This window comes from Ruegeria sp. BB5, assembly GCF_056539405.1.
The window spans coordinates 194,194-216,594 of record NZ_JBQFUX010000005.1 but is presented as its reverse complement, the minus strand read 5'-3'; the positions used below and the strand labels follow the sequence as shown (position 1 = coordinate 216,594).

27 protein-coding genes and 1 tRNA gene are annotated in these 22,401 nt (G+C 56.5%); 11 read left to right on the top strand and 17 right to left on the bottom strand.

The window, feature by feature from the left end; translation table 11 throughout:
• Positions 1–125 precede the first annotated feature (125 nt).
• From ACR0DL_RS13985 to ACR0DL_RS13975, 3 genes are all read right to left on the bottom strand, one after another.
• Positions 126–202: transfer RNA gene (locus ACR0DL_RS13985), tRNA-Arg, on the bottom strand.
• Positions 203–223: 21 nt separating this feature from the next.
• Positions 224–718: a GNAT family N-acetyltransferase gene (locus tag ACR0DL_RS13980; protein ID WP_425081624.1), complete on the bottom strand. Its 495-nt coding sequence runs from the start codon at positions 716–718 to the stop codon at positions 224–226.
• On the bottom strand, positions 715–1,026 hold the full coding sequence (locus ACR0DL_RS13975) for an ETC complex I subunit (protein ID WP_170350520.1): 312 nt from the start codon (positions 1,024–1,026) through the stop codon (positions 715–717). Before ACR0DL_RS13975 ends, ACR0DL_RS13980 begins: the two co-directional genes overlap by 4 nt.
• 153 nt (positions 1,027–1,179) lie before the next feature.
• Between ACR0DL_RS13975 and uvrB the strand changes: the two genes are divergently transcribed.
• The 3 genes from uvrB (at position 1,180) to ACR0DL_RS13960 (ending at position 5,005) form a co-directional block, all read left to right on the top strand.
• Positions 1,180–3,366, top strand: coding sequence for an excinuclease ABC subunit UvrB (gene uvrB, locus ACR0DL_RS13970; protein WP_480689697.1), 2,187 nt, complete (start codon positions 1,180–1,182; stop codon positions 3,364–3,366).
• 95 nt (positions 3,367–3,461) lie between these two features.
• Positions 3,462–4,097 (top strand): hypothetical protein, encoded by a 636-nt coding sequence (locus ACR0DL_RS13965; RefSeq protein ID WP_425081626.1) that lies wholly within the window; start codon positions 3,462–3,464, stop codon positions 4,095–4,097.
• A 200-nt stretch (positions 4,098–4,297) separates the two neighbouring features.
• A complete protein-coding gene (locus ACR0DL_RS13960) occupies positions 4,298–5,005 on the top strand; it encodes an ORF6N domain-containing protein (RefSeq protein WP_480689695.1) in 708 nt (235 codons plus the stop codon).
• Here the strand turns inward: ACR0DL_RS13960 and ACR0DL_RS13955 are convergent.
• The 4 genes from ACR0DL_RS13955 to ACR0DL_RS13940 all read right to left on the bottom strand — a co-directional run bounded on the left by ACR0DL_RS13955 (position 5,002) and on the right by ACR0DL_RS13940 (position 6,715).
• Positions 5,002–5,355, bottom strand: coding sequence for an MmcQ/YjbR family DNA-binding protein (locus ACR0DL_RS13955; RefSeq protein WP_480689693.1), 354 nt, complete (start codon positions 5,353–5,355; stop codon positions 5,002–5,004). The genes ACR0DL_RS13960 and ACR0DL_RS13955 overlap by 4 nt on opposite strands.
• Positions 5,356–5,432: 77 nt before the next feature.
• Positions 5,433–5,840: a hypothetical protein gene (locus ACR0DL_RS13950; RefSeq protein ID WP_480663394.1), complete on the bottom strand. Its 408-nt coding sequence runs from the start codon at positions 5,838–5,840 to the stop codon at positions 5,433–5,435.
• A 63-nt stretch (positions 5,841–5,903) separates the two neighbouring features.
• Positions 5,904–6,194 carry an antibiotic biosynthesis monooxygenase family protein gene (locus ACR0DL_RS13945; protein ID WP_170350529.1) on the bottom strand — a complete coding sequence of 97 codons (291 nt, stop codon included), beginning with the start codon at positions 6,192–6,194 and terminating at the stop codon, positions 5,904–5,906.
• Between the two features lie 98 nt (positions 6,195–6,292).
• Complete coding sequence (locus ACR0DL_RS13940; protein ID WP_170397286.1) at positions 6,293–6,715, bottom strand: excalibur calcium-binding domain-containing protein; 423 nt, start codon at positions 6,713–6,715, stop codon at positions 6,293–6,295.
• Positions 6,716–6,840: 125 nt separating this feature from the next.
• On the opposite strand from ACR0DL_RS13940, the gene ACR0DL_RS13935 reads away from it, so the two are divergent.
• Complete coding sequence (locus ACR0DL_RS13935) at positions 6,841–7,344, top strand: HugZ family pyridoxamine 5'-phosphate oxidase (protein ID WP_480689691.1); 504 nt, start codon at positions 6,841–6,843, stop codon at positions 7,342–7,344.
• Here ACR0DL_RS13935 and ACR0DL_RS13930 read toward each other — a convergent pair.
• Together ACR0DL_RS13930 and ACR0DL_RS13925 are read right to left on the bottom strand one after the other, a co-directional pair.
• The gene (locus ACR0DL_RS13930) at positions 7,329–7,736 is read right to left on the bottom strand and encodes a universal stress protein (RefSeq protein WP_170350532.1); all 408 of its coding nucleotides are present in this window, start codon (positions 7,734–7,736) and stop codon (positions 7,329–7,331) included. The genes ACR0DL_RS13935 and ACR0DL_RS13930 overlap by 16 nt on opposite strands.
• Before the next feature lie 62 nt (positions 7,737–7,798).
• Entirely contained in the window at positions 7,799–8,125 is a 327-nt protein-coding gene (locus tag ACR0DL_RS13925; RefSeq protein WP_170350533.1) for an antibiotic biosynthesis monooxygenase family protein, read from the bottom strand.
• A 146-nt stretch (positions 8,126–8,271) separates the two neighbouring features.
• On the opposite strand from ACR0DL_RS13925, the gene ACR0DL_RS13920 reads away from it, so the two are divergent.
• The gene (locus ACR0DL_RS13920) at positions 8,272–8,934 is read left to right on the top strand and encodes a hypothetical protein (protein WP_480689689.1); all 663 of its coding nucleotides are present in this window, start codon (positions 8,272–8,274) and stop codon (positions 8,932–8,934) included.
• A 45-nt stretch (positions 8,935–8,979) separates the two neighbouring features.
• Here ACR0DL_RS13920 and ACR0DL_RS13915 read toward each other — a convergent pair whose 3' ends face one another.
• The 5 genes from ACR0DL_RS13915 to phhA form a co-directional block, all read right to left on the bottom strand.
• The gene (locus ACR0DL_RS13915) at positions 8,980–11,268 is read right to left on the bottom strand and encodes a glycosyl hydrolase family 28-related protein (protein WP_480689688.1); all 2,289 of its coding nucleotides are present in this window, start codon (positions 11,266–11,268) and stop codon (positions 8,980–8,982) included.
• A 134-nt stretch (positions 11,269–11,402) separates the two neighbouring features.
• On the bottom strand, positions 11,403–11,804 hold the full coding sequence (locus tag ACR0DL_RS13910; RefSeq protein ID WP_170361506.1) for a DUF4864 domain-containing protein: 402 nt from the start codon (positions 11,802–11,804) through the stop codon (positions 11,403–11,405).
• Positions 11,805–11,852: 48 nt separating this feature from the next.
• A complete protein-coding gene (locus ACR0DL_RS13905; protein WP_480689686.1) occupies positions 11,853–13,427 on the bottom strand; it encodes a lysine--tRNA ligase in 1,575 nt (524 codons plus the stop codon).
• Positions 13,428–13,551: 124 nt separating this feature from the next.
• Positions 13,552–13,905: a 4a-hydroxytetrahydrobiopterin dehydratase gene (locus ACR0DL_RS13900; RefSeq protein ID WP_170350538.1), complete on the bottom strand. Its 354-nt coding sequence runs from the start codon at positions 13,903–13,905 to the stop codon at positions 13,552–13,554.
• Between the two features lie 7 nt (positions 13,906–13,912).
• Positions 13,913–14,713, bottom strand: a complete 801-nt coding sequence (gene phhA, locus ACR0DL_RS13895; RefSeq protein ID WP_480689684.1) for a phenylalanine 4-monooxygenase — start codon at positions 14,711–14,713, stop codon at positions 13,913–13,915.
• A 109-nt stretch (positions 14,714–14,822) separates the two neighbouring features.
• Here phhA and ACR0DL_RS13890 point away from each other — a divergent pair, with 109 nt between their 5' ends.
• A complete protein-coding gene (locus ACR0DL_RS13890; RefSeq protein ID WP_480689682.1) occupies positions 14,823–15,290 on the top strand; it encodes an Lrp/AsnC family transcriptional regulator in 468 nt (155 codons plus the stop codon).
• Positions 15,291–15,371: 81 nt separating this feature from the next.
• Entirely contained in the window at positions 15,372–15,794 is a 423-nt protein-coding gene (locus ACR0DL_RS13885; protein WP_170350540.1) for a tellurite resistance TerB family protein, read from the top strand.
• Between the two features lie 2 nt (positions 15,795–15,796).
• Here the strand turns inward: ACR0DL_RS13885 and dacB are convergent, their stop codons facing one another.
• From dacB to ACR0DL_RS13870, 3 genes are all read right to left on the bottom strand, one after another.
• Positions 15,797–17,275 carry a D-alanyl-D-alanine carboxypeptidase/D-alanyl-D-alanine endopeptidase gene (gene dacB, locus ACR0DL_RS13880; RefSeq protein WP_480689680.1) on the bottom strand — a complete coding sequence of 493 codons (1,479 nt, stop codon included), beginning with the start codon at positions 17,273–17,275 and terminating at the stop codon, positions 15,797–15,799.
• A 66-nt stretch (positions 17,276–17,341) separates the two neighbouring features.
• Positions 17,342–17,962 (bottom strand): nicotinate-nucleotide adenylyltransferase, encoded by a 621-nt coding sequence (locus ACR0DL_RS13875; protein WP_480689678.1) that lies wholly within the window; start codon positions 17,960–17,962, stop codon positions 17,342–17,344.
• A gap of 32 nt (positions 17,963–17,994) precedes the next feature.
• Positions 17,995–18,465: an MOSC domain-containing protein gene (locus ACR0DL_RS13870; protein ID WP_480689676.1), complete on the bottom strand. Its 471-nt coding sequence runs from the start codon at positions 18,463–18,465 to the stop codon at positions 17,995–17,997.
• Positions 18,466–18,600: 135 nt separating this feature from the next.
• Here ACR0DL_RS13870 and ettA point away from each other — a divergent pair, with 135 nt between their 5' ends.
• The 4 genes from ettA (at position 18,601) to ACR0DL_RS13850 (ending at position 22,330) form a co-directional block, all read left to right on the top strand.
• A complete protein-coding gene (gene ettA / locus ACR0DL_RS13865) occupies positions 18,601–20,268 on the top strand; it encodes an energy-dependent translational throttle protein EttA (protein ID WP_480689674.1) in 1,668 nt (555 codons plus the stop codon).
• The gene (locus ACR0DL_RS13860) at positions 20,265–21,011 is read left to right on the top strand and encodes a hypothetical protein (protein ID WP_480689672.1); all 747 of its coding nucleotides are present in this window, start codon (positions 20,265–20,267) and stop codon (positions 21,009–21,011) included. The genes ettA and ACR0DL_RS13860 overlap by 4 nt, the downstream gene beginning before the upstream one ends.
• Positions 21,012–21,157: 146 nt before the next feature.
• Positions 21,158–21,913, top strand: a complete 756-nt coding sequence (locus tag ACR0DL_RS13855) for a sulfotransferase family protein (RefSeq protein ID WP_480689670.1) — start codon at positions 21,158–21,160, stop codon at positions 21,911–21,913.
• A 210-nt stretch (positions 21,914–22,123) separates the two neighbouring features.
• Positions 22,124–22,330, top strand: coding sequence for a cold-shock protein (locus ACR0DL_RS13850; RefSeq protein ID WP_170350547.1), 207 nt, complete (start codon positions 22,124–22,126; stop codon positions 22,328–22,330).
• Positions 22,331–22,401 lie beyond the last annotated feature (71 nt).

The following is a 22,401-nucleotide window of genomic DNA, read 5'->3' as shown; positions in this document are numbered from 1 at the left end:
AAATCATGGCGAAGCACCTTCCCACTGAAATCCAAGTAATCTCCAACAATTGCGACCGACCTTGGTACAGCGACAACGGACGTGTTCAAGATTTCTTTCTTTGGTAATTCGATGATTTGGTGAAATGGCGATCCCTGAAGGACTCGAACCCTCAACCTGCTGATTAGAAGTCAGCTGCTCTATCCAGTTGAGCTAAGGGACCGCTGCGCCCTTCTTGCGGTTTTTACGGGCGGGGTTCAAGACCCAAGCGCATGAAGGCGCTGTTCGGGTCGGCCTCATACCCAAATATCGGTCCGCAATAGGTATACCCCAACGCCTCATAGAGTTTGCGCGCGGCATCATATTCCGTCAGATGGGTCGCACCCGTCTCAAGCACCAAGGCCGAGACACCTTCTGAACGGGCAAGGTCAGCCAGGTAGGTCATGATCACTCGCGCCAGACCACGGCCACGGGCGGCGGTCACGACATGCACTGATTTCACCTCAGAGGTGCCATCGGGCAAGGCTTTAAGCGCTCCGCATCCCAGCGGTTTACCCGCTTCATACAATGCCCAGAATCGAATGCCGGGCTCTCGCAATGCATCGACGTCCAGGGTGTGGTTCGAGGTCTGGGGCGTGGCTTCCCAGCTATGGGCCAAATGCGCTTGAATGATCGGGCGCATGTCCTGCGCTCCGGGATCCACTTCGCGGATGTCGATCATTCCAAGGGTTTCGGTCAATGGGTCCAGGGTGCCCGACGACTCGGGGCGAAGTTTTCACCATACCCACCTGCGCGTACGTTGGGCTTGCGCTTATGCGGTTCGCTGACCTGCGCATCAATCCCGTTGTCCTTGGCGTAATCCAACGCCTCTTCCTTGGTGTCGAACTTCAGGCGCACCTGGGTCTGCGTGTCATTGGACGAGGTCCAGCCCATCAGCGGATCAACCTCGCGCGATGACGCGGGGGCGTATTCCAAAACCCACTTGCGGGTCTTGGCCATTCCCGAGGTCATTGCATTTCTTGCGGGCTGGTAAATCCGTGCGCGCATGTCGCCTCTCCGTACTCATTTGGATAGGAATGTTTATGCGTCAGGCAGGCGGCGCGGACAAGTCCGCAATTGTCGCAATTTCGGCATTTGGAAATGCCCCCTTGAACAAGAACAAAAACAGATCAAAATCAGGCGCGAAAGGAATCTCCCCCTATGGCCTATGCTCATTCCGACAAGACCCAGATGAATGCCGAGGATGTCCGCGCTCGCCTGAAGCTGGAAGGCGGCAAGGAATTCGTTATGCATACCGAGTTCGCACCAGCGGGTGACCAACCAACGGCCATCAAGGAGCTGGCCGGGGGCGTGATGGACGGTGAACGCGATCAGGTTCTGCTGGGCGCGACGGGGACGGGCAAAACCTTTACCATGGCCAAGGTGATCGAGGAGACCCAGCGCCCGGCTATCATCCTTGCACCCAATAAGACGCTGGCAGCGCAGTTGTATGGCGAATTCAAAGGCTTCTTCCCCGAGAACTCGGTCGAGTATTTCGTGTCCTACTATGACTACTACCAGCCCGAGGCCTACGTGGCGCGATCGGACACCTACATCGAGAAAGAATCCCAGATTAACGAACAGATCGACCGGATGCGCCACTCGGCCACGCGGGCACTGTTAGAGCGGGACGATGTGATCATCGTCGCCTCGGTTTCCTGCATCTATGGTATTGGTTCAGTCGAAACCTATGGAGCGATGACGCAAGACCTAAAGGTCGGCAACGAATACGACCAGCGACAGGTGATGGCCGATCTGGTCGCCCAGCAATACCGGCGCAACGATCAAGCGTTTCAGCGCGGGTCTTTCCGGGTACGCGGCGATTCCTTGGAAATCTGGCCCGCCCACCTTGAGGATCGCGCCTGGAAATTCTCGTTCTTTGGCGAGGAACTGGAGACCATTACCGAATTCGACCCGCTGACTGGCGAACGCGCGGCCACAATGGAGCAGGTGCGCGTTTATGCGAACTCACACTACGTGACGCCGAAACCGACCATGCAGCAGGCCATCATTGGGATCAAAAAAGAACTCCGCACCCGGCTTGATCAACTGGTGGGCGAGGGCAAATTGCTGGAAGCGCAGCGACTGGAACAGCGCACCAATTTCGATCTGGAAATGCTTGAGGCCACCGGCGTCTGCAATGGGATCGAGAACTACTCGCGCTATCTCACAGGCCGCGCACCCGGTGAGCCGCCCCCGACCCTGTTCGAATTCATCCCCGATAACGCGATCGTCTTTGCCGACGAATCCCACGTCAGCGTTCCGCAGATCGGCGGCATGTACCGGGGTGACTATCGGCGCAAGTTCACGCTGGCCGAACACGGGTTCCGGCTGCCCTCCTGCATGGACAACCGACCGCTGAAGTTCGAGGAATGGGACGCCATGCGCCCCCAATCCGTGTTTGTCTCGGCCACCCCGGCGAAGTGGGAGATCGAACAGACCGGCGGCGTCTTCACCGAACAGGTGATCCGCCCCACCGGCCTGCTGGACCCTGAGGTCGAAATCCGCCCTGTATCCATGCAGGTGGACGACCTTCTGGACGAGGTGCGCAAGGTCGCCGCCGATGGCTATCGCACTCTGGTCACGACCCTGACCAAACGCATGGCAGAGGATCTGACCGAATACCTGCACGAACAGGGCATCAAGGTCCGCTACATGCACTCGGACATCGACACGCTGGAACGTATCGAGATTCTGCGCGACCTGCGTCTGGGCGCGTTCGACGTGCTGGTTGGCATCAACCTGCTGCGTGAAGGCCTCGACATCCCCGAATGCGGGCTGGTCGCCATTCTGGACGCGGATAAAGAGGGATTTTTGCGGTCCGAGACCTCTCTGGTTCAAACCATTGGCCGCGCCGCGCGGAACGCCGATGGCCGGGTGATCATGTATGCCGACAAGGTTACCGGCAGCATGGAACGCGCCCTGAACGAGACCAACCGCCGCCGCGCCAAGCAACTCGCGTATAACGAGGAACACGGCATTACGCCTGAGACGGTGAAGAAGAACGTCGAAGACGTTCTGGCCGGTCTCTACGAGGGCGACGTCGACATGAACCGCGTCACCGCCACCATCGACAAACCGATGCACGGCGCCAACCTCGAGGCCCATCTGGACGGTCTGCGCGAACAAATGCGCAAAGCCGCCGAGAACCTGGAATTCGAAGAGGCCGCCAACATCCGGGATGAGATCAAACGTCTGGAAGCGGTCGATCTTGCCGTTGCCGACGACCCGATGGCGCGCCAGTGGGCAGTCGAGAAAGCCTCGGAAGACGCGGTGAAATCGCGTGGGCGATCAACGGCTGGCAGGCCGGGGCAGCGGGGCGGGAATGTGAAGAGGCGGAAGCGGTGAATATCTAAGCCACTTTTTACCATTGAGGCAGCACCAAGAAACAACCTATAGAGGTAGTCGCCCTGAAAAATTACGTTAAATGCAAAAGGCGACCTATGCGATTTCTTATTCCGGTTTTCACTGTCATTGTAACTTCTATTGCACCTGCATGGTCAGATGAACCTCGTACGGACTACTCTGGGCGCACTCTAATTTATCATTCGGATGTCAAGCTGCGAGGCTCACAAAAGAGGGATGTTAGGTACTCGCAAAAAGCTGATTTCTTTGGTGCAGTGGTAATCAACACAACAAAGAAAACGGATAACTTCAATGGTGCCGCATGGGGATATCACAACTTGAAAACAGCTCAGGACGTTGCGATGCGGTCATGCCGCTTCAAAGCGGAAAGTCCCGAAGACTGTGTCCTGTACCTTTCCGTTGTACCTACAGGCTTTGACATAAAATCAAAAGAGTTGACCCTGTCAAAAACCGCTTTGGATGCATACAACTATCTCGACGGGTGGTCGCAGATTAATTTTGATGAATATCGGTCTTTCGCGACAAATGGAATTCATACCTGGGCCTATTCCAAGAGCGCACCAAGCCGCGAAGCCGCCGAAAAGGATGCGATGAACCTGTGCGAAGAGACGTTTGCAAAATCGCTGAAAAGAAAGAAACCCGCTTGGGTGGAAGCTGTCTATGCTGAAGATAAGTTAAAATGCAAGGTTTTCACCACGTTTTCGCCTGATTGACCGTATGTGGGAGAGTTATCACGAATGCCCGAGCTTTTTCTCAGATCGCTTCGTCTTAATTGATGCGGTCCAAGTCGGCTCTGGAATCATTGCGATAGTTTCGCTCGGTGAAGTATCGAACTCTCCCACACTTCAAACTTGCAGCCCAGCGCGCACTCCGCCACGTTTGAAATCACAAATTGTGATTCCAAACGGTTGCCATGACAAACCCAAACACCCTGCCCAGCACGTATGAGGTCCAAAGCGCCATTCACCGGGTGCGCGGCACTCGCGTGGTGCTGGCCGAGGATCTGGCGCAGTTCTATGGAAAGTCCGTCAGCGCCTTCAATCAGGCCGTCTCGCGTAACAAGGACCTGTTCGAAGGCTACCGCTTTCAGCTGACCGATGCCGAGGTCGCCGATTTGCAATCACAGAATGTGATCTCAAAGCCCAAAGGTCGCGGCGGGCGGCGGGTCAATCCTTGGGTCTATACCGATTACGGCGTGGCCATCGCCTCGGCCCTGTTCAAGGACCCGCGCGCGATCAAGATCACCCGTATGATCACCGAGGCCTTTGTTGACGGCGCTAACGCATTGGCCGAGTCTCCGCGCAGCGTGCCGGAAATCCTGCCACCAGAAGATGCCCCTGCCCCACTGCTGCCCAATGGCGAGCAGCTGCGCGATCTGGCCGAAAACATCCTCGATTCCGGGCAGCAGAGCCTTGTCGATTACATCGCCAACCCAACCACCAAGCGCCAGCAGGCTGTGGCAGTGATCATGAAAACTCTGGCGGAAACCGCCGGAGAAGAAGTGCGTACCCAGCACGAACGCCTGCGCCTGAACATCGCCCAGCGTCTGGCGATCGGAGATTACGCCGATGATGACGACCGAAAACGTCTGCTGGAATTGCTGCACGCGATGAAAGGTTAGACGCCCAAATCTGCCCGCGCCTTCTTGGTCAGCTTGGCCACGACCAGATCATAGGACGTCACGATATGCTCGCGCAGGGAGGCGTCGCTCATCCCGCGTTCCTCATAGACCTGCAGCCACTTCATCCCCCGCGAGGCCAGATAAGGCGCTGGGCGGATACCGGGTTCGTCACCCAGAACCTCAAAGGCCAGATCGGTGGCCTTGAATGTGAAGGCGTCTTTGCCATCGTTCCAGCCGCAGATCGCAAAGACCTTACCGCCCACCTTCCACACATCCGCATTGCCCCATTGCACCACATGGCTGGTGGCTTTGAGGCTGGCGCAGAAACTGTTGAATTCATCACGAGTCATGGTTGGATCTTGGCTCGCAGGATCAACTGAAAGCAAGCGAGATGGTCAGTCCTCTCGCTTACATTCTTGCCATGCGTTTAGTAGCTGACCCACCAATCATGTAAGTTGCGTTTGCCGTCAGTGAATCTCAGGTCACGGCCCATAAAATAGACTTTCGAACAGCGTTCGCCTTTGCCAGAGGTATCAGATTCCCGGCAAAGTTCATTGCCTTTGACGGACCACGTGCCTTTGTCTGTCCATGATCCGTCATTTGCCGTCGAAGATTGTTTTCCGTCTTTTTCAAACGTCCAGGTCCAGTTGGAACTCTTGAGAGTTTTCCCCGAGACGATCTTTTCTATCGACGCCCCGTCCATTTGCTGTGCGCCCATATCCTTAATCTGGGACACCTTGGTCGCCGTCAGGAAATCTTTGGATGTGTCGGCAATGGCCGCACCGGAAAACAGGGTTGCGATCAAAGCCATAGCTGCGCATTTCGAAAAGTTCATTGAACATTCCTCCTGAAAAAGTCTGGTACTAGAGTTGAAAGATTTGGCCCTGAATACGCGGACCTATCCTTTATCCCAATGGACAACCACGTCGAACCCGGCCGGTGATGGCGGGCCTTCTAGGAATTCGGCAAAATGTCCCCAAAGCGCCGCCACTTTGGGGGCGTTGGCGTTCGAGGTTTCCTCGCTTTGAACCACGGCCACAACAAAACCGGTACCGTCCTCATTCATGACATTGGTAAAGCTGTGCATGCCTTCCATGCCCATAATCTGATCTTTAAGCTCGTTCATCTTTGCCTCGGCCGCATCCCGCATTCCGGGCTTCATCTTGAACTGAGTAATACGTGCAAACATGATTTTCCTCGCTATCTGGGCGAAATCCCCCAATGACGGCCAAAACGGCGCGTCCGGCGGAGTGTACCACAGTCACGGGGATTCTGTTAGAATTGGGGTCAGGGCCGCAGGAATTTGGCGTTGCCGACTGTCCGCGATCTGGGCGTTTCAGCCGGTTGCGGCACTGCGCTCTGCCCGGAAATCGACCTTTGCGTTCCGCAGGCCACACCATCGCCATCGGGGTCATTGCGCGGGTGATACCCTGGGCCGCCCTCAACGAATGGCCCCGGCACAATGGTTTCAATCGCGCCGCACCCCGCCAGGGCAATCAGATGCAGCAAAGCTTCTTCGTGCCTATACTCAGACGTCCGCAGATAGACCCCCACAACGATACCCATAATCGTCACCGGCAGCATCAGGACCATGAGGAAAATTCGAACCGGGGATAATGCGCGTTTCCGCTGCGCCTCAGCCCGTTTTTGACGCCGCGAAACCTTGGGGGCAGAAGATTCCGTTTCAGGGGTGGGTTTTCTAAACTGCATGTCCCTCTGTTACCCTCGATTTGTGGCGAAACCGAGACCCCAATTGACCCGGAAACAAGCCCTCGCACAGGGAGGGCATAGGGGGTATCTTTTGCGTGTTTCAAACAGCTAGAACCACGCACATCATGAGCCAATCCAGCCCATTTCACCCGGTCGATGAGACCGCCCGATGTTTGACTCGTGATCTGATCGAGGGCGCAACCTATGGTGCGCTTGCCACTTTGCGACCGGACCTAGGGGTGCCTTCGGTGTCGCGCATCGCCCTGGCCACGGATTACGCGGGCAGCCCTATGACCCTTATTTCGACATTGGCGGATCATACAGCCGCCTTGCGTGCCAATCCGGTCTGCGCGTTGCTAATCGGAGAACCCGGCAACACCGGCGACCCGCTGACCCATCCCCGATTGACATTGCATGCCACAGCCACGTTCGTTCCCCGTGAAAGCGCCGAACATGCCAGCTTGCGGTCGCGGTATCTGACCTTGCGACCCAAATCGAAACTCTATGTCGATTTCACCGATTTCAGCTTTGTGCGTTTCGCCATTTCAGACGCCGTTCTGAACGGAGGGTTCGGCAAGGCCTGGCGCCTTGCCCCCAACGATTTGCGGCCTGATCAGCGCACCACGTGAACCGCACAGGCGGCGTGACGGACCACGTGGTTTGTGGTTGAGCCCAACAAAAGATCCTGCATGCCAGGCCGGTGTGAGGCCATGATGATCAGGTCAGGCTTGTGGGATTCCGCCCAGTCCAGAATGGTGCGCCCAGAATGCCCTTCGATCACCACACCCGTCGCATTGGACAGCTTGGCCGCCAACTCATCCAGCTCGCCCTGGACCGCCTTGCGGGCCGCGGTCAGATATTCCGGCGGCATGTAGGAAATCGCGTAGTTCGGAATATGCTCGACCACATGCAGCAGTGTCACCTGAGCATCTGGTGTTGCCAAAATCTCGGCCAGTTTCAGCGGGCCGGAGATATCCCGATCGGCATCAAATGAAATTGGAACAAGAATGTTGTGATACATGGTGAGCCTCTACTTTCTTCAGCCACCATACCTGATTTTATCGATTAAGGTTTTGATACAAGTCAGGAACTGCCAAAAGTTTCGGCCACGTCATACATCACCGGCTCAAAGCTTTTACACATCTCGTTGATCTTGCGATTGCGATCGCGCATTTCCGGCGTTCTCAACATTGCCAGAAAATCCTCACGACGGTTCCATTGGGAATAGTTGGCAATCCGCGTCTGCGCATCGTTCACATGCAGCCCTGCGGAAACAAATCCCGGCTGTTTCGAGATAAACTCGGCGTAGGCGTCGGTCAACGCATCCAACAGATCGTGGCAGGTGCCCGGTGTCATCTCAAAAGTGGTGATGACAGTCTGGACGCTCGCGGTCTTGGAAATCTTCGGCATCTGGAATCTCCCTTTTCTTTTGCAAGCTTAACACAGGATTTGGAAAGGTCTTGTGTTTCCTTAAACGACACGTCGCCTTGGATTGGTTTCCAGAAAATAAACAAAACACTAACCAACCGTTAACCATGCTTGCGGAAACTGCGTGCATGTTCCGGGTTCTCGCTTTTCTGGTATTGCTGCTTGCCGCAGCCCCGGCTTGGCCCGGCGCATGGCTGCGTGAGAAGGACGCAGCGTTCACCGCGGCCTCGGTCACTGCATTCAAAGACCGTGACGGCAGCTATGATTACAAAACGGCGCTTTATGCTGAATTCGGATACAGGCCAAACCTCACAATCGGGGTAGATTTCGAACAAAGCCGGGATTTCTACGGACACGCCCTGTTGTTTGCCCGGGTTCCCGTGGCCGATTTCAACAAATGGGGGCGTTTCGCGGCCGAGTTCGGGGCCGGTGCCCACCACAAGCAACTGGACGCCTGGGCGATGTACAAACTGACCCTGTCCTATGGCAAAGGGTTTCAAACCGGTTGGGGCAACGGTTGGGTTGCGGTCGACACGGCCCTGGAAATTCGCACACATGACGCGGTTTATCGCAAACTGGATTTCACGGCGGGCCTTTCGTCAGATCGATTGCTCAATCCTCTGATCCAGGTGGAAACGGCTTATACCTCTGGACACTCGTTATTTTGGAGGGCCAGGCCCTCGGTCATGATCCGTGCGCGCGACAAAGGGCCCACCTGGGTGCTGGGTCTTGAACGCAACGATGCCCGCAACGATACGGGGTTGAAAATCGCGCTTTGGGAAGAATTTTGAGACCGGTGAAATGGCCACCCTGCAAAAGCGTGGCCATCCCAGTTGTCAGCTTTCCATACGAATGTGGGTCGAGACTTCTCCGCGGACCGCCTCGGGCCAGCGCAGGTTGATCGCATTTCTCGACGCACCTTGTTCTAACTGCACATAGGGGGTGGCATAGGTCACCGCGCCGAATGTATTTCTCAAAGCTCCCAATGCCGTAACCGCGTCGCAACTACGCGCATAGCCCCCGAAAGGCAGCTCTCCGGCCGTCTGAACGGACCAGGCTTGCGCTGCGGTTCCTTGCATATGCTTGACCCGCAATGGGTTCGCAACTTTTTGGTCAACGCCGTGAAAGGTATTGTTTTCAAACATCACATTGCGATGCGCGAAGTTGTTCATACTGGCAAATGAGGTATCCACCCGTTCCACCCGCGTGATACCACCGCTTGTTGCGCGGAACTTATTTCCGGTCACGATCACACCGTTCAGGAAGTGTCCTGCACCATGGGGACGAACAATGAGGTAAGTGAACCAGGGCGGGGCCTCGCTGGAATAGAAAATATTGTCGGTAATGGCCATCGAGCTGAAGGAAAACCCGGTTGTGTAAACCGGATCTGCGTCACGTTCGTTGGTCCACAGGATCGAGCAATTGTCGATATAGTTCCCCGAGATTGTCGAGCTGTTGTAAGTGCCGATCATGACCAATCCAGGGCTGCGTACACCTTGTGGAATGCTGTCGCCCTGAAAAAAGTGATTGCCGAGGATCATGTTGTTGGTGCCACCCAGAACCGCAAAATGGCGGAACCGTACGGCCCGGTTGTGGCGCAGTTTGACGTCGTTGGCCGTCGCGTTTAGCGCGATCGACGAACGGTCTGGGACGTTAAAGGATTCTTCTGTGGACAGGAATTGACACGTATCGATCAACATGCCCTGACAACCGGTACCGATAGACGTGATCCCGCGATCTTTGGGGCGGCTGACAAAACAGTTCGCCAATGCAAAGGTGCTGCCTGACGGGGCCAGACGGATCGCGCTGCTGCGGCCGTTACATTGGAATTCGATCTGTTCCATTCCAAATTTGCGCAGCGTGCTGAAACCACTGAAATCCAGCAGGTACTTGAAGGACAGGAACGTGAATGTCTGCGTACCAGACGCATCGTAGAGCGGCGCGCTGAGCGTGATTTCACCCGCGCCGTCGTTCTTCGAACGCACGTAAATCTCGCGACCGACCCCGCTCCCCTGTACCAGACAACCAACCGGAATATTGGCCACATTCGCCACGTTCACCAACCGGGTGGGATCGTTCGGGTTGTAGGTCGCGACCGATGTAAAGGTTTCGGTATCCCAGGCCGTACTGCTTTTGACGTCGAACTGTCCGTTGCGGATCACACGGCGCGTCGAGAATCCGGTTTGCCGGTTCGGAACAGCAGCGGCCATATCGATGGGCTCGGTTACCGATACCTTGCGCCCACCCATATCCAGCGATTCATGGTCAGAATTGTTCAACAACGCCTGAAACGCCTTTTTAAAGGCCCGCATTTCATCACCAAACGCATTGATATAGGTCGGCAGATCAAAATTCTTGGTCAGCAGCAGCATCTTGTCATCCGGCATCGTTACGGTGCCGTCAAATTCGATCTCGGATGCCACCGACGTGTTTTGCGCCAACAGATAGGTCCCCTCGGGCACGAAAATACGACGACCATTCGCAGCCTGATCCGCGGCCTCGAACGCGGCCGAGTCATCCGTCACGCCATCCCCGACCGCGCCGAAATCACGGACATCGACCAGACTGATCAGATTGCGCAGGAACACGCCGGTGACATCCGAAATCTCGATATCATCTACTCGGATCACAGCCCCGTTCGCACCGTCGATGTCCAAGCCGAAATGCCCGTACAGCGCCTCCACACCCCACGGCATGTCTACACCAGGACGCTGGCCGGTGCCGACTATGGCGGTGATCTCATGCACTGTGCCATAGCCCGAAAGCTGCGTGGTCGGGCCTTGCTCGACCACACCGGTAACCTGAACATCCCCGGCACCGCCAGCCCATCCGGCGATACGTACCTCGGGCAGCGGGCCGCTGATGGCTTTGACCCGAGCCTTGATTTGCATGTAACAGCCCGGCATCAACGGCGTCTGCCCCATGTAACGAAGGCGCTGGGTGGTGCTGACTTTCAGGATTTCCAGACAGCCCGCAAAATCCGCATCCGCCGGAACAAATGCGCCGGTGCCCGATCCGTCATAGGTAGGCGAGCCGGGCGTCCCGTCGCCGCTGGACCACACATTCAAACCATTTGCGAAAGCAGGCGGCGTGAACACGATACCGTCGGTGATTGCCTTGTTCATAGAAATCCCTTTCCCAATCGCGCCGCATCAGCGCGCATAAACCCAGTGCCCGGAGACACACGCCCCGAACGCAAAAGCCTGAGTACCGAAAAGGGATTAACCGCCGCTCATATCACCGTGACGGTGGTGTTGCATCAAGCTGCCGGATCAGAATTGCCCAGCAGTTGCACGCCATTGATCTTCCAACCGTTGTCCATCTGCACCATCTGATAGTCCAGGATATGCACCCTGCCAGCGTCATCAGTGATCATGACTTTTTGCCACAGCGCCCCGGCCACCTCGCGCAATTCCAGAAAACGAACCTCCGCCGGACGCCAGACCATCGGATAGCCGCGCCTAACCATGACGCCGAAATTCTCGGGCGTTTGAAACAGTTGCTGGATATTGGGGCTGGCAAAGGTAAAGGCGGTGGCAAAATCATCAGCCTCAAACGCCTTAATCTGCGCCGCGATGTTTTTCTCGATCTCGGCGCTTTGGGCAAACGCGCCCGAGGCCAAACCGGCGCTGAGGGATAGTGCAAGCAGTATTCGACGCATGGGGCCACCTCCTGTTGAAAGAGTAGCCCCACGCGGTATCAGGTCAAATCAGACCAGCTCACCCGTCAACGCCTTATCGATCAGCGCGATCGTTTCCGGCACGCCGTACAGCGCGATAAAGCCGCCAAAACGTGGGCCCTGCGAGGCACCCAACAACACTTCATACAGCGCAGTAAACCACCCGCGCATGGGATCGAACCGCTCTCGCCCGATCGAATAAACAACCGATTGCAGCGCTTCATCCTCAATGGGGCCATCATAAGCTTCCAACGCAGTTTTCAGTGCCTCCAACGCTTCGCGTTCCTGATCCGTCGGGGCGCGGTGCTGACGTGTTGGTTTGACGAAATCGTTGAAATAGCGCACGGCAAAGCCAGCCGCCTGATCCAGATCCGGATGCGTTTCAGCCGTCGCCTCAGGCGCATAGCGGCGGATAAAGCCCCACAGTGCCTCTTTATCCTCAGCCCCCGAAACGGATGCCAGGTTCAACAACATCGCAAACGGCACCATCAGTGTGGATGCAGGAACATCACCACCATGGATATGCCAGACGGGGTTGTTCAACTGCGCCTTCAGCTCCTGCCCCGGATAGGCTCGCAGCTGTTGATGATACTCATCCACTGCCTTCGGGATTACGTCAAAATACAGCCGCTTGGCCGTTTTCGGTTTCTGATACATGAAGTACGACAGGCTTTCAGGCGCGGCATAGGTCAGCCATTCCTCCATCGACAAGCCATTGCCCTTCGATTTGGAAATCTTCTGGCCCTGCTCGTCGTTGAACAGCTCATAGCTCAGCGCCTCGGGTGGCTTCTGGCCCAGCGCCCGGCAAATCTTGGACGACTGCGTGACCGAGTCGATCAGGTCCTTGCCCGACATCTCATAGTCCACACCCAGCGCAGCCCAGCGCATCGCCCAATCCGGCTTCCACTGCATCTTGACGTTACCGCCAGTGACCGGGATTTCGACCTTCTCGCCATCAGGTTCCTGATAGACGATCGTGCCCTTAGCGACATTGCGCTCAAGCGTCGGTACCTGCAGCACGTGCCCGGTTTTCGGGCTGATCGGCAGGAAGCACGAATAGGTCTCGCGCCGTTCCGGCCCAAGCGTCGGCAGCATGATCTCTTGAATTTTGTCGAAGCGCTCCAACGCGATCAACAGCATCTCATCAAACCGACCGCTGGTGTAGTAATCCGTGGCCGAGGCGAACTCGTACTCGAACCCGAAACTGTCCAGGAAATCGCACAGCATCGCATTGTTGTGCTGGGCAAACCCGGCATGAGTGCCAAACGGATCGCGCACCTTGGTCAGCGGCAGATGCAGGTCTTCTTTCAGCTCTTCCTGCATCGGCACGTTGGTCGGCACCTTGCGGAAACCGTCCATGTCATCCGAGAAACAGATCAGCTTGGTCGGGATGTCACTGATTTGTTCAAAGGCGTGACGCACCATCGAGGTCCGTGCAACCTCGCCAAAAGTACCGATATGCGGCAGACCCGACGGGCCATAGCCGGTCTGAAACAGCACGTACCCCTTTTCCGGAGCAGCTTTCTGATAGCGTTTGAGCACCCGGCGCGCCTCTTCGAAAGGCCAGGCCTTGGACGCAATCGCGGTTTCACGCAGTTCAGACATTTTTAGACAAGCTCCATCGGGAAAAACAGCGCCGGTCACCCCATGCAACCGACCGGACCCTCCTATTGTGCCGGTGCAGCATGAGTCAATAAAGCGCTGGTTTTTTCCTGTATGGAAGGCTGATCTATATGGTCAACTGGTCCAGTTTGGCCGCCCAGATGAAATCATTCTCGCTTAGACCACCAATTTCATGCGTGGTCAGTCTGACATCCACATAACCCCAGCCAAAGGTGACATCCGGGTGGTGCCCCTGCTGATCGGCGAGCCACGCGCAAAGATTGGCCAGATAGGTCGCCTTGGCGAACCCTTTGAACTTGTAGTGACGGCTCAGTTCTTTCGCATCAGCGTCCAGATTCCAATCGGGCGAAAGCTCCGCCATGTGCGTGTTCGCCTCATCCCGCGTCAAAGCTGGAACGCCACCTGAACAGGGCACACAGGTTCGGTCCGATAGGCTGCAGGTTTCTCCTGTTAGTGTCATGATCCGTTCACTCCGCTGCGGTTGCTTTTTCCGGGAACTTGTTTGGCAACAATCCCAGGAATTGTGCCTGTCGCACGTCTGCCAGCAAATCGCGGTCGGCGGCGGCAAAAAGTTCCTCGGGTGAGTTTAGCACGAAATAGCCCATCTGGTGCATATCGATCCGATAAGGTGTGCGCAGGATCGTCAGCACATCGAACGGATCCCGATCAGGAATGTCGCTTTCGACGGCATAAACAAGCTCTGTCGGCGAGGACGCCAACCCCGACCCCAACGCCTTGATCACACCATCCTGACGACGCAACCCAAATTCGATCGAAAACCAATACAGTCGGATCAGCCAGGCATAGTCCTTGTCATCAGCCTGCACGCCTGCCTTGCCGATGGCATGGCTGAACGCCGCAAAGCGTGGATCGCTCAGCAGCGGGGTATGACCGAAAATTTCATGAAAAATATCCGGTTCCTCAATGTAATCGAAATCCTCGCGTGACCGAATAAAGGACGCAGCGGGAAACACCTTAAGTGCCAGCATGCCAAAGAATGTCTTGAACCCGATAAGCGCTGGCACAGGCTGAACCCGCCAGCCGGTCATGTCCAACAGCCGTTCCGAGATATCCGCGCATGAAGGCACGCGGGTCTTTGGCAAGTCCAGCCTTTCCAACCCTTCAAGAAAGTCTCGCGCCATAAAACGCTGCACGTTCTCTGCTTGCGCAGCATAGAGGTCAGCCCAAACGGCGTCCTCTTCTTCTGTATAGGCGATATGGCCGCGTTCATCGGCCACTTTGGCGATGTATTTGGTCGACTTTGGCATCTGCATTCCCTCCGCAGGAAAAGTATAGCCACGCGACTTGAAGGTTTTGATTTGGACAATCGATGGTTTCTGATTATTTTGGCAAATATATATCGAAAGGTCACAATTTGTGAAACAAACCCTCCAACCCGCTGATATCGCCATCCTGCAAGAGCTGCAGACCAATGGCCGCCTGTCTATGCAAGACCTTGCCGACCGAACCGGTCTTTCCGCCTCGCAATGTTGGCGGCGCGTACGCGATCTTGAGGCATCCGGGGTGGTATCAGGCTACATTGCGCAGGTGCGGGCCAAATCGGTCGGGCTGGACGCCATTGCCTATGTTCACGTCGCATTGCGCGATCATCAAGAGGACAGCATCACCTCATTCCTGCGGTTGGTCGAAACCGAGCCGCAAATCGTCGAATGCGCCTCAATCACCGGGGACCACGACTTTATCCTAAAGGTTTATGCCAAGACGCCCGAGGACCTTGAACATTTCATTATGCAACGGCTGCTGAAATCCGGCCTTGTCCGCGACACGCGCAGCAATTTTGTGCTGCGCCAGACCAAAACACGCGGCCCGTTGCCCATTCTCTGATCGGTCAGGGGCAAAATCCGTTGAACCTGCCCGCCAGCCCTCCTATCGTGCGAGCGCAAAAAGCCCAATCAGGACGACACCATGACCGAACAAGTACCCCACCCGATGTCCCCACAGGATTGCCTGGTTGCGATCATGGTCGCGGTCTCTGCATCGGATGAAACCATTCGCACGGCCGAGCTGGTCAAGATCGAAGGCGCAGTCAACATGTTACCTGTCTTTGCCGAATACGATATCGACCGTACGCGCCGAGTATCTCAGACGGTGTTCGACCTGTTCGAGCAAGAGGACGGGCTGGATGCACTTTTCGGCCTGATCCGCGATAACCTTCCCGAGCGGCTGAATGAAACGGCCTATGCGCTGGCTTGCGATGTGGCCGCTGCGGACGGGTCGCTTGCGGAAACCGAACTGCGCCTGCTGGAAGAAATCCGCTACGAGCTGAGCATTGACCGTCTGCACGCCGCAGCGATCGAGCGAGGCGCACGGGCGCGCCACACGACCTGATCCTAGCTGCCCTGTAACGTTCCCCAACGTTCGATCAACGCGCGTTGCAGCTTGCGCGACCTGTTGTTCCAGCTGCGCGCGCCTTCCGGACGCTCGCGCAGCGCACGGGGAATGGTCGCGCGGTGATCAACGTCAGCGGTAAAGATGGCAAAAGCCAATTCGGAGCCATCCGGTGCAGTTATGAAGCCGCCCAATCCCGACACGAAATTCAGCGTCCCGGTCTTTGCGTCTACTTTGATCGGGTGATCCTTGACCGGCCGTCCCTGACGGTCCGCCAGGGTAAATTTCTTGAGCAAGGGCCGCAGCGCGCCATCTTTGCGCGCCACCACCAGCGCGGTAACCAAATCCGCGGGTGCCACGCGCGACGCATCGCCAAGCCCCGAATGATCCACCATCGCAATCCCGGTCACACCATAGGTCTCGGCCGCCCAGCGATTCATTTCAGCGGCGGAATCGGCGAGGCTTTGCATATTTGCCCCACGGGCTTTCGAAGCCGTCATGCCGACCATTTCCGCCGTTATGTTGGTCGAGTATTTCAGCATACCGCGCAGAATACTTTCCAGCGGATCACTCTGATGCACCACCAAAACAGTGCCCTGCGGGGTCTGCCGCGTGATCTGTACGCGCCCCAGCACAATGCCATTTGCCCGCGCCAGAGTACGGAAAACATCCCCCGCATAAAGCGCAGGTTTGCGAACGGGCAGCCAACGCGCGCCACCATTGCCCAGCGCACCGCGGGCAACGGTCCAGCGATCCTGCCGCGCACTTGGCTGATAGGTGTATATCGGCAAACTGCGCTTTTCGACCTGCATCGACGCCATATCCACAGACGGAGTATATCGGGCGGTGCGCGCATCCATACTCACGTCATAACTGGCACCAGCGCGCTTCCATTCGAAATGGACGCGATTGAAATTGAGTGAGATGCCGCTGATGGCCGGGCTGTAACCCAGATGATCCGGCTGCCCGGGGTCAATGCTGAACACATAGGGCAACGCTCCGTCATAGACCATGAACGCCCCGCGCACCTCGGTGATTCCGGCCTCGCGCAGATTGGCGGCCATCGTGGCCAGATCATCTGTGTCCAGCAACGGGTCGCCGCCACCAACAAGGATCAGGTCACCATCCAACACGCCATTCTCAATCGGCCCATCCGCCATCAACGCGGTTTCAAACCGATAATCCGCGCCCAGAACATCCAGCGCATAAAGCGCGGTCAGTGCTTTGGCGACACTGGCGGGCGGCAGGCCCTGATCGCCGCCAAACGCCTCAACCTGCATACCGGTCTCTGCATCAGAGACTGCAAACACAACCTCCCCGCGCAACCCGGCGGACTGGATAAGGCGCTCTGCCCCGCTGGGCAGGTCCCCCCGCAGTTGCGGTCGCAAGGATTGAACAGGCGCGTCGGCCAACGCTGAGCCCGACGCAATAGAGGCCCCAAGGCCCGCAAGAAACAAACGACGCGAAATACGATCAACCATGGGTCAATTAAAATCCCAGAGATCACAGGCAAACAACCACTGAATGTGATTATGCCCGCATGGGGGCTATTCAGGCAACACCCCTCCATCCCAGCCACCGCGTGTGCGAATCTCGGTCGAGCTGACATCGACCATCGGTACATTCACGAAACACCACGCCGGTGCCTGCGCACGCCCCAGCAAATGCCGCGCTTGGCCGTCAATGCGATATCGAGCGTAAAGCCGCGCCGCAGGCGACATCCGTGCCGAGATCCGATCCCCCGGCCGTGCGACAACCCCCACCGGCACGCTGTCCATAATCAGCCGCCAATCCTTCCAGTGATGAAACTGCGCCAGATTGTCCGCGCCCATCAGCCAGACAAACCGCACCTGCGGATAAAGTTTTTGCAAGGCCGCCAGCGTATCCGCCGTCGCCCGCGTCCCGGTCAGGGCTTCGATATCCGTGACCTCGACCTTGGGGTGCTGCATGACGTCCCGCGCAGCCTTGATGCGCCGCTGTAGCGGGGCAGGTCCACGCGCCTTTAACGGATTGCCCGGCGACACCAGCCACCAAACCCGATCCAGCCCAAACGCCTTCATCGCTTCAAGCGAGACATGCACATGTCCCTGATGCGGCGGATCAAAAGACCCGCCGAACAGACCAACGACCTGCCCGGGCCGTGCATATGGAATAGCGCTTCGCAACATCCTTTGCTGATGTTCAGAACTGAAGCGGCTTGTCAATCAACCGGTTGCACCAGATCGCCCAGCCGGACCCGTCCGGACCTGATGACCTCGGCGCACCATCCCCCATGCCCACGCACGGCGGAATAGCCGCCCTTGCCCAGCGCCTCCTCCATCCGGCTGCAAGGCGCGCAGATGACTGTAAAACGCAAAATAGCCCCGCCAACCTGCACCTCACGCCCCTTGAGCGCCGCCAGATTAATCCCCGACACGACCAAGTTGCGCCGTAGGATGTCGGCGGCAATCGGCCCTTGCCCCAAGTAGGAACCAATCGCCGCCAGATGTTCTTGCTGGATCAGAGTCACAGCCCTTTTGCCAGTGCGACCCCGGTCGCCCTCTAGGCCGTCGGCTGAAATCATAAGATTATCAACTGCGCGCATTTCTTTGCAGCGCTCAGGTCGCAATCCAATCCAATCGACACAACCCGGCTTGGCCCAGCCAGCTATCAATTCCGCCAAATTCGACATTTTAGCTCCCACTCAGCAAATAGATCTAACTAAATTCGACGCCATTAGAAATTCACAAAACCACCAGCTTGCCCCGCCCGCCCCGCTTAGATATCTAGCGTTTCAACCCAATTTCCCCGACCCAAAGGACGCGACATGGCCGCCTATCAATATGTCTACCACATGCAGGGTGTCTCAAAGACCTATCCCGGTGGCAAGAAGTGCTTTGAAAACATCCACCTGAGCTTTCTGCCTGGCGTGAAAATCGGTGTTGTCGGCGTCAATGGCGCGGGTAAGTCGACCCTGATGAAGATCATGGCGGGGCTCGATACAGATTTCACCGGCGAGGCATGGGCGGCCGAAGGCGCCAAGGTCGGCTATCTGCCGCAGGAACCGCAGCTGGATGAATCGCTAACCGTCCGCGAAAACGTCATGCTGGGCGTCGCCGCGAAAAAGGCCAAGGTCGATCGCTTCAACGAAATAGCCATCGAGATGGCGGAAAACTATTCCGATGAACTGATGGAAGAAATGACCGCCTTGCAGGACTCTATTGATTCTGAAAACCTGTGGGACCTCGACAGCCAGATCGACGTCTCGATGGAGGCACTGCGCTGCCCGCCGGACGACGCCAACATCGCCAACCTCTCGGGTGGTGAGAAACGCCGCGTGGCGCTCTGCAAACTGCTGCTCGAAGCGCCCGACATGCTGCTGCTCGACGAACCGACCAACCACTTGGACGCCGAGACAATCGCATGGCTGCAACAGCACCTGATCGACTACAAGGGCACCATTCTGATCGTCACCCACGACCGGTATTTTCTGGATGATATCACCGGCTGGATCCTCGAACTCGACCGTGGCCGCGGTATTCCGTACGAGGGCAACTATTCCGCGTGGCTGGAACAAAAGGCCAAACGGTTGGAGCAAGAAGCGCGCGAAGACAAGTCCAAGCAGAAGACCCTGCAGCGCGAATTGGAATGGATGCGCCAGGGCCAGAAGGCCCGCCAGGCCAAATCCAAGGCCCGGATCAACGCCTATAACGAGCTGGCAGACCAGTCCGAACGCGAAAAGCTGACCCGCGCCCAGATCGTCATCCCCAACGGCCAGCGCCTCGGTGGCAAGGTGATCGAGGTCGAGGGCCTGTCAAAACATATGGGCGACAAGCAACTGATCGAAGGGCTGGACTTTGCCCTGCCCCCCGGCGGAATTGTCGGTGTCATCGGCCCCAACGGTGCCGGTAAATCGACGCTCTTCAAGATGCTGACCGGTCAGGAACAGCCCGACAGTGGCACCATCACGCTGGGCGACACGGTCGAGCTGTCTTATGTCGACCAGTCCCGCGACGACCTGAAAGACAACGACACCGTGTGGGAGGCGATCACCGGCGGCGCCGAGATCATCCAACTGGGCGATGCGCAGGTCAATTCCCGCGCCTATTGCTCGTCCTTCAACTTCAAGGGCGGCGACCAGCAGAAAAAGGTCTCGCTGCTGTCAGGTGGTGAGCGCAACCGCGTTCACATGGCACGCCTGCTGAAAGAAGGCGGCAACGTCCTGCTGCTCGACGAACCCACCAACGATCTGGACGTCGAAACCCTGCGCGCGTTGGAAGACGCGCTGGTCGATTTCGCCGGCTGCGCGGTGGTCATCAGCCACGACCGTTTCTTCCTGGACCGTATCTGTACGCATATACTGGCCTTCGAAGGTGATGCCCATGTGGAATGGTTCGAGGGCAACTTCGAAGATTACGAAGAGGACAAGAAGCGTCGTTTGGGACCAGATGCGCTGGAGCCTAAGCGGTTGAAGCACAAAAAGTTTGCGCGATGAACGGTTTCATCGAAGCACGTATAGACAAATGGATGCGCAGCGTACGCAAAAGGCTGGCCCCCCGGCGTTTGAAGCGCATCCCGCAAAACGCGCCGGAAAATTGCGTCATCGTCGCCAGCAATGGCCGGTCAGGTAGTACAATGACCTTTCTGGCCCTTGCGGATTCGCTAAGGGATGTTGATCGGGAAGCAGCGAAAAAGTCGAACTTCATCGCGCGGCTGGATGACGCAACATTTCACGCGCCGTGCGTGTACAAAACACACGATTACCCTCAGCCCCTCTCTTCATGGCCCGAGAACACTCGGGTCGTTTTTTGCTTTGGGTCTGCTAAGGATTCCGCGTTTTCCGTCTATTCCGCGCTGGACAGATACGGTGCAGATTGGATCGACCTGCATTTTCATCACCTGCATGCCACCGGCACCTATGACGAGCTGTTTCAGCGCGATGTGCTGCAGCAGGCGCGGCAAATCAAGGAATGGGTGACATATGAAGACGTCCCTGTTCTGTGCGTTCACTATGACGCGCTTTGGGAATATCAGGAAACCATCTCGCGCTTTACTGGATTGGACTTTAGGCCCCCTGAACGACGCGAGCGTGCGCCAAAGGACATTCCGGCAGAACTCAAAGCTGCAGCCGATCTTGTTTACGATCCGATCGACGACGTGATCAAACACCTGCCACGGTGTTTTGTTGCGTCCAAACAATACCGAATGACTGTCGAAGAACTACCGATTTCCAACTGAATACCGTAGATCAAAGTACCCTGACTGGATGTTCGACGATGCATCACCCAGGTCAGACCAGCTTGGCAATTGGAAAAAAGTGGGTCAGGTTGCAACCGTTGGTCACATCGCAGCCGCAGCAGACGAGTAACAAAAGGACAATATTTGTGAGAGTGCTTTTCTCAAAGGGGCTTGTTTTCATATCCAAGCCACGCTGTGGTTCCACATCAATCCGCAGACATCTGGGCCCTTTTCTTTCAAAGGATGACGGTGATTTTGCTGTCGACGTGGCCAAAACGGTCGAGCATTTTCACCCGCATGATACGGCGCCCTATGTCAAAGCAAAGCTGGCAGAGTTGTACCCGGATCACCCAAAGCTGACCTATTTCATGACCATCCGTAATCCGGTTGATATGCTCTGGTCATATTATCGGTTTTTTCGACCTGATGCTGATTGTCTCTACAACTATCAATCCGATTGGAATGAAAACTCGACAATCGACTTTGAAGAATGGATTCAATTCGGCAAAGTTGGCATGAACCCTGCCTGGCAGGAACTTGCGCCCAAATGGATCTCGACCCAGAACCTTTCCCCGCTCAGCCTAGAAGCACATGCCATCGATCGCGCAGGCGTAAACCACGTCAAAAACGTGTTTCAGCTTGAAAACACTGAGAAACTGAACAGGTGGCTAACCAGCAAGCTGGAAAATCGCAGATTCCCAGCTTTGTCCGAGGCTTGGCGGTCTCGCAGTCTTAAGCCACTTTCCAGCGCCAAGAACAAACAAAAGGCGCTTCCACACGTCAATCAATCGGACGGGGTTGGAAAGGCCGCCAGTGATCAACGACCCGTTGTTCTGTCAGACCAAAGTCTAAAGGCGATCCGAACGATGTTTCCTGAGGAAAGCAAGATTTACAAGCTTTGACTCGCCCTTAACCGAACGGCCAATTGCCTACTGAAGGATATCGCCTTCAGCACTCTCTTGCCCTGCGCTTGTGCAAATGCCATATCTGACGGGCACACGTTTTTCTATTTCGACCTACTGTCTCCTTCTACGGCGCTCAGTCTATCGATCCAGACAACGACGCCGGGCTGCCGCACCTACGCGGGCAGCATTAAACAGGAGACAACGGATATGCCTGCAGGCACCGTAAAATGGTTCAACACCACTAAAGGCTATGGCTTTATCGCACCCGAAGATGGCGGCAAAGACATCTTCGTACACATCTCAGCTGTCGAGCGTTCGGGTCTGACCGGCCTGGCCGACAATCAGAAAGTCACGTACGAGCTGCGCTCGGGTCGTGACGGCCGCGAAAGCGCCGACGACATTCAGTTGGCGTAAGTCAATGAAAGGGCAGAGCATTTCTCTGCCCTTTTCCTTACTGGACGACCACTTTTGCGTTTGACCCCCGT

Coding starts and splice junctions, on each gene's coding strand:
- ACR0DL_RS13975 (WP_170350520.1), bottom strand. CDS start 1,026: ATGCGCGCACGGATTTACCAGCCCGCAAGAAATGCAATGACCTCGGGA.
- uvrB (WP_480689697.1), top strand. CDS start 1,180: ATGGCCTATGCTCATTCCGACAAGACCCAGATGAATGCCGAGGATGTC.
- ACR0DL_RS13965 (WP_425081626.1), top strand. CDS start 3,462: ATGCGATTTCTTATTCCGGTTTTCACTGTCATTGTAACTTCTATTGCA.
- ACR0DL_RS13960 (WP_480689695.1), top strand. CDS start 4,298: ATGACAAACCCAAACACCCTGCCCAGCACGTATGAGGTCCAAAGCGCC.
- ACR0DL_RS13955 (WP_480689693.1), bottom strand. CDS start 5,355: ATGACTCGTGATGAATTCAACAGTTTCTGCGCCAGCCTCAAAGCCACC.
- ACR0DL_RS13950 (WP_480663394.1), bottom strand. CDS start 5,840: ATGAACTTTTCGAAATGCGCAGCTATGGCTTTGATCGCAACCCTGTTT.
- ACR0DL_RS13945 (WP_170350529.1), bottom strand. CDS start 6,194: ATGTTTGCACGTATTACTCAGTTCAAGATGAAGCCCGGAATGCGGGAT.
- ACR0DL_RS13940 (WP_170397286.1), bottom strand. CDS start 6,715: ATGCAGTTTAGAAAACCCACCCCTGAAACGGAATCTTCTGCCCCCAAG.
- ACR0DL_RS13935 (WP_480689691.1), top strand. CDS start 6,841: ATGAGCCAATCCAGCCCATTTCACCCGGTCGATGAGACCGCCCGATGT.
- ACR0DL_RS13930 (WP_170350532.1), bottom strand. CDS start 7,736: ATGTATCACAACATTCTTGTTCCAATTTCATTTGATGCCGATCGGGAT.
- ACR0DL_RS13925 (WP_170350533.1), bottom strand. CDS start 8,125: ATGCCGAAGATTTCCAAGACCGCGAGCGTCCAGACTGTCATCACCACT.
- ACR0DL_RS13920 (WP_480689689.1), top strand. CDS start 8,272: ATGTTCCGGGTTCTCGCTTTTCTGGTATTGCTGCTTGCCGCAGCCCCG.
- ACR0DL_RS13915 (WP_480689688.1), bottom strand. CDS start 11,268: ATGAACAAGGCAATCACCGACGGTATCGTGTTCACGCCGCCTGCTTTC.
- ACR0DL_RS13910 (WP_170361506.1), bottom strand. CDS start 11,804: ATGCGTCGAATACTGCTTGCACTATCCCTCAGCGCCGGTTTGGCCTCG.
- ACR0DL_RS13905 (WP_480689686.1), bottom strand. CDS start 13,427: ATGTCTGAACTGCGTGAAACCGCGATTGCGTCCAAGGCCTGGCCTTTC.
- ACR0DL_RS13900 (WP_170350538.1), bottom strand. CDS start 13,905: ATGACACTAACAGGAGAAACCTGCAGCCTATCGGACCGAACCTGTGTG.
- phhA (WP_480689684.1), bottom strand. CDS start 14,713: ATGCCAAAGTCGACCAAATACATCGCCAAAGTGGCCGATGAACGCGGC.
- ACR0DL_RS13885 (WP_170350540.1), top strand. CDS start 15,372: ATGACCGAACAAGTACCCCACCCGATGTCCCCACAGGATTGCCTGGTT.
- dacB (WP_480689680.1), bottom strand. CDS start 17,275: ATGGTTGATCGTATTTCGCGTCGTTTGTTTCTTGCGGGCCTTGGGGCC.
- ACR0DL_RS13875 (WP_480689678.1), bottom strand. CDS start 17,962: ATGTTGCGAAGCGCTATTCCATATGCACGGCCCGGGCAGGTCGTTGGT.
- ACR0DL_RS13870 (WP_480689676.1), bottom strand. CDS start 18,465: ATGTCGAATTTGGCGGAATTGATAGCTGGCTGGGCCAAGCCGGGTTGT.
- ettA (WP_480689674.1), top strand. CDS start 18,601: ATGGCCGCCTATCAATATGTCTACCACATGCAGGGTGTCTCAAAGACC.
- ACR0DL_RS13860 (WP_480689672.1), top strand. CDS start 20,265: ATGAACGGTTTCATCGAAGCACGTATAGACAAATGGATGCGCAGCGTA.
- ACR0DL_RS13850 (WP_170350547.1), top strand. CDS start 22,124: ATGCCTGCAGGCACCGTAAAATGGTTCAACACCACTAAAGGCTATGGC.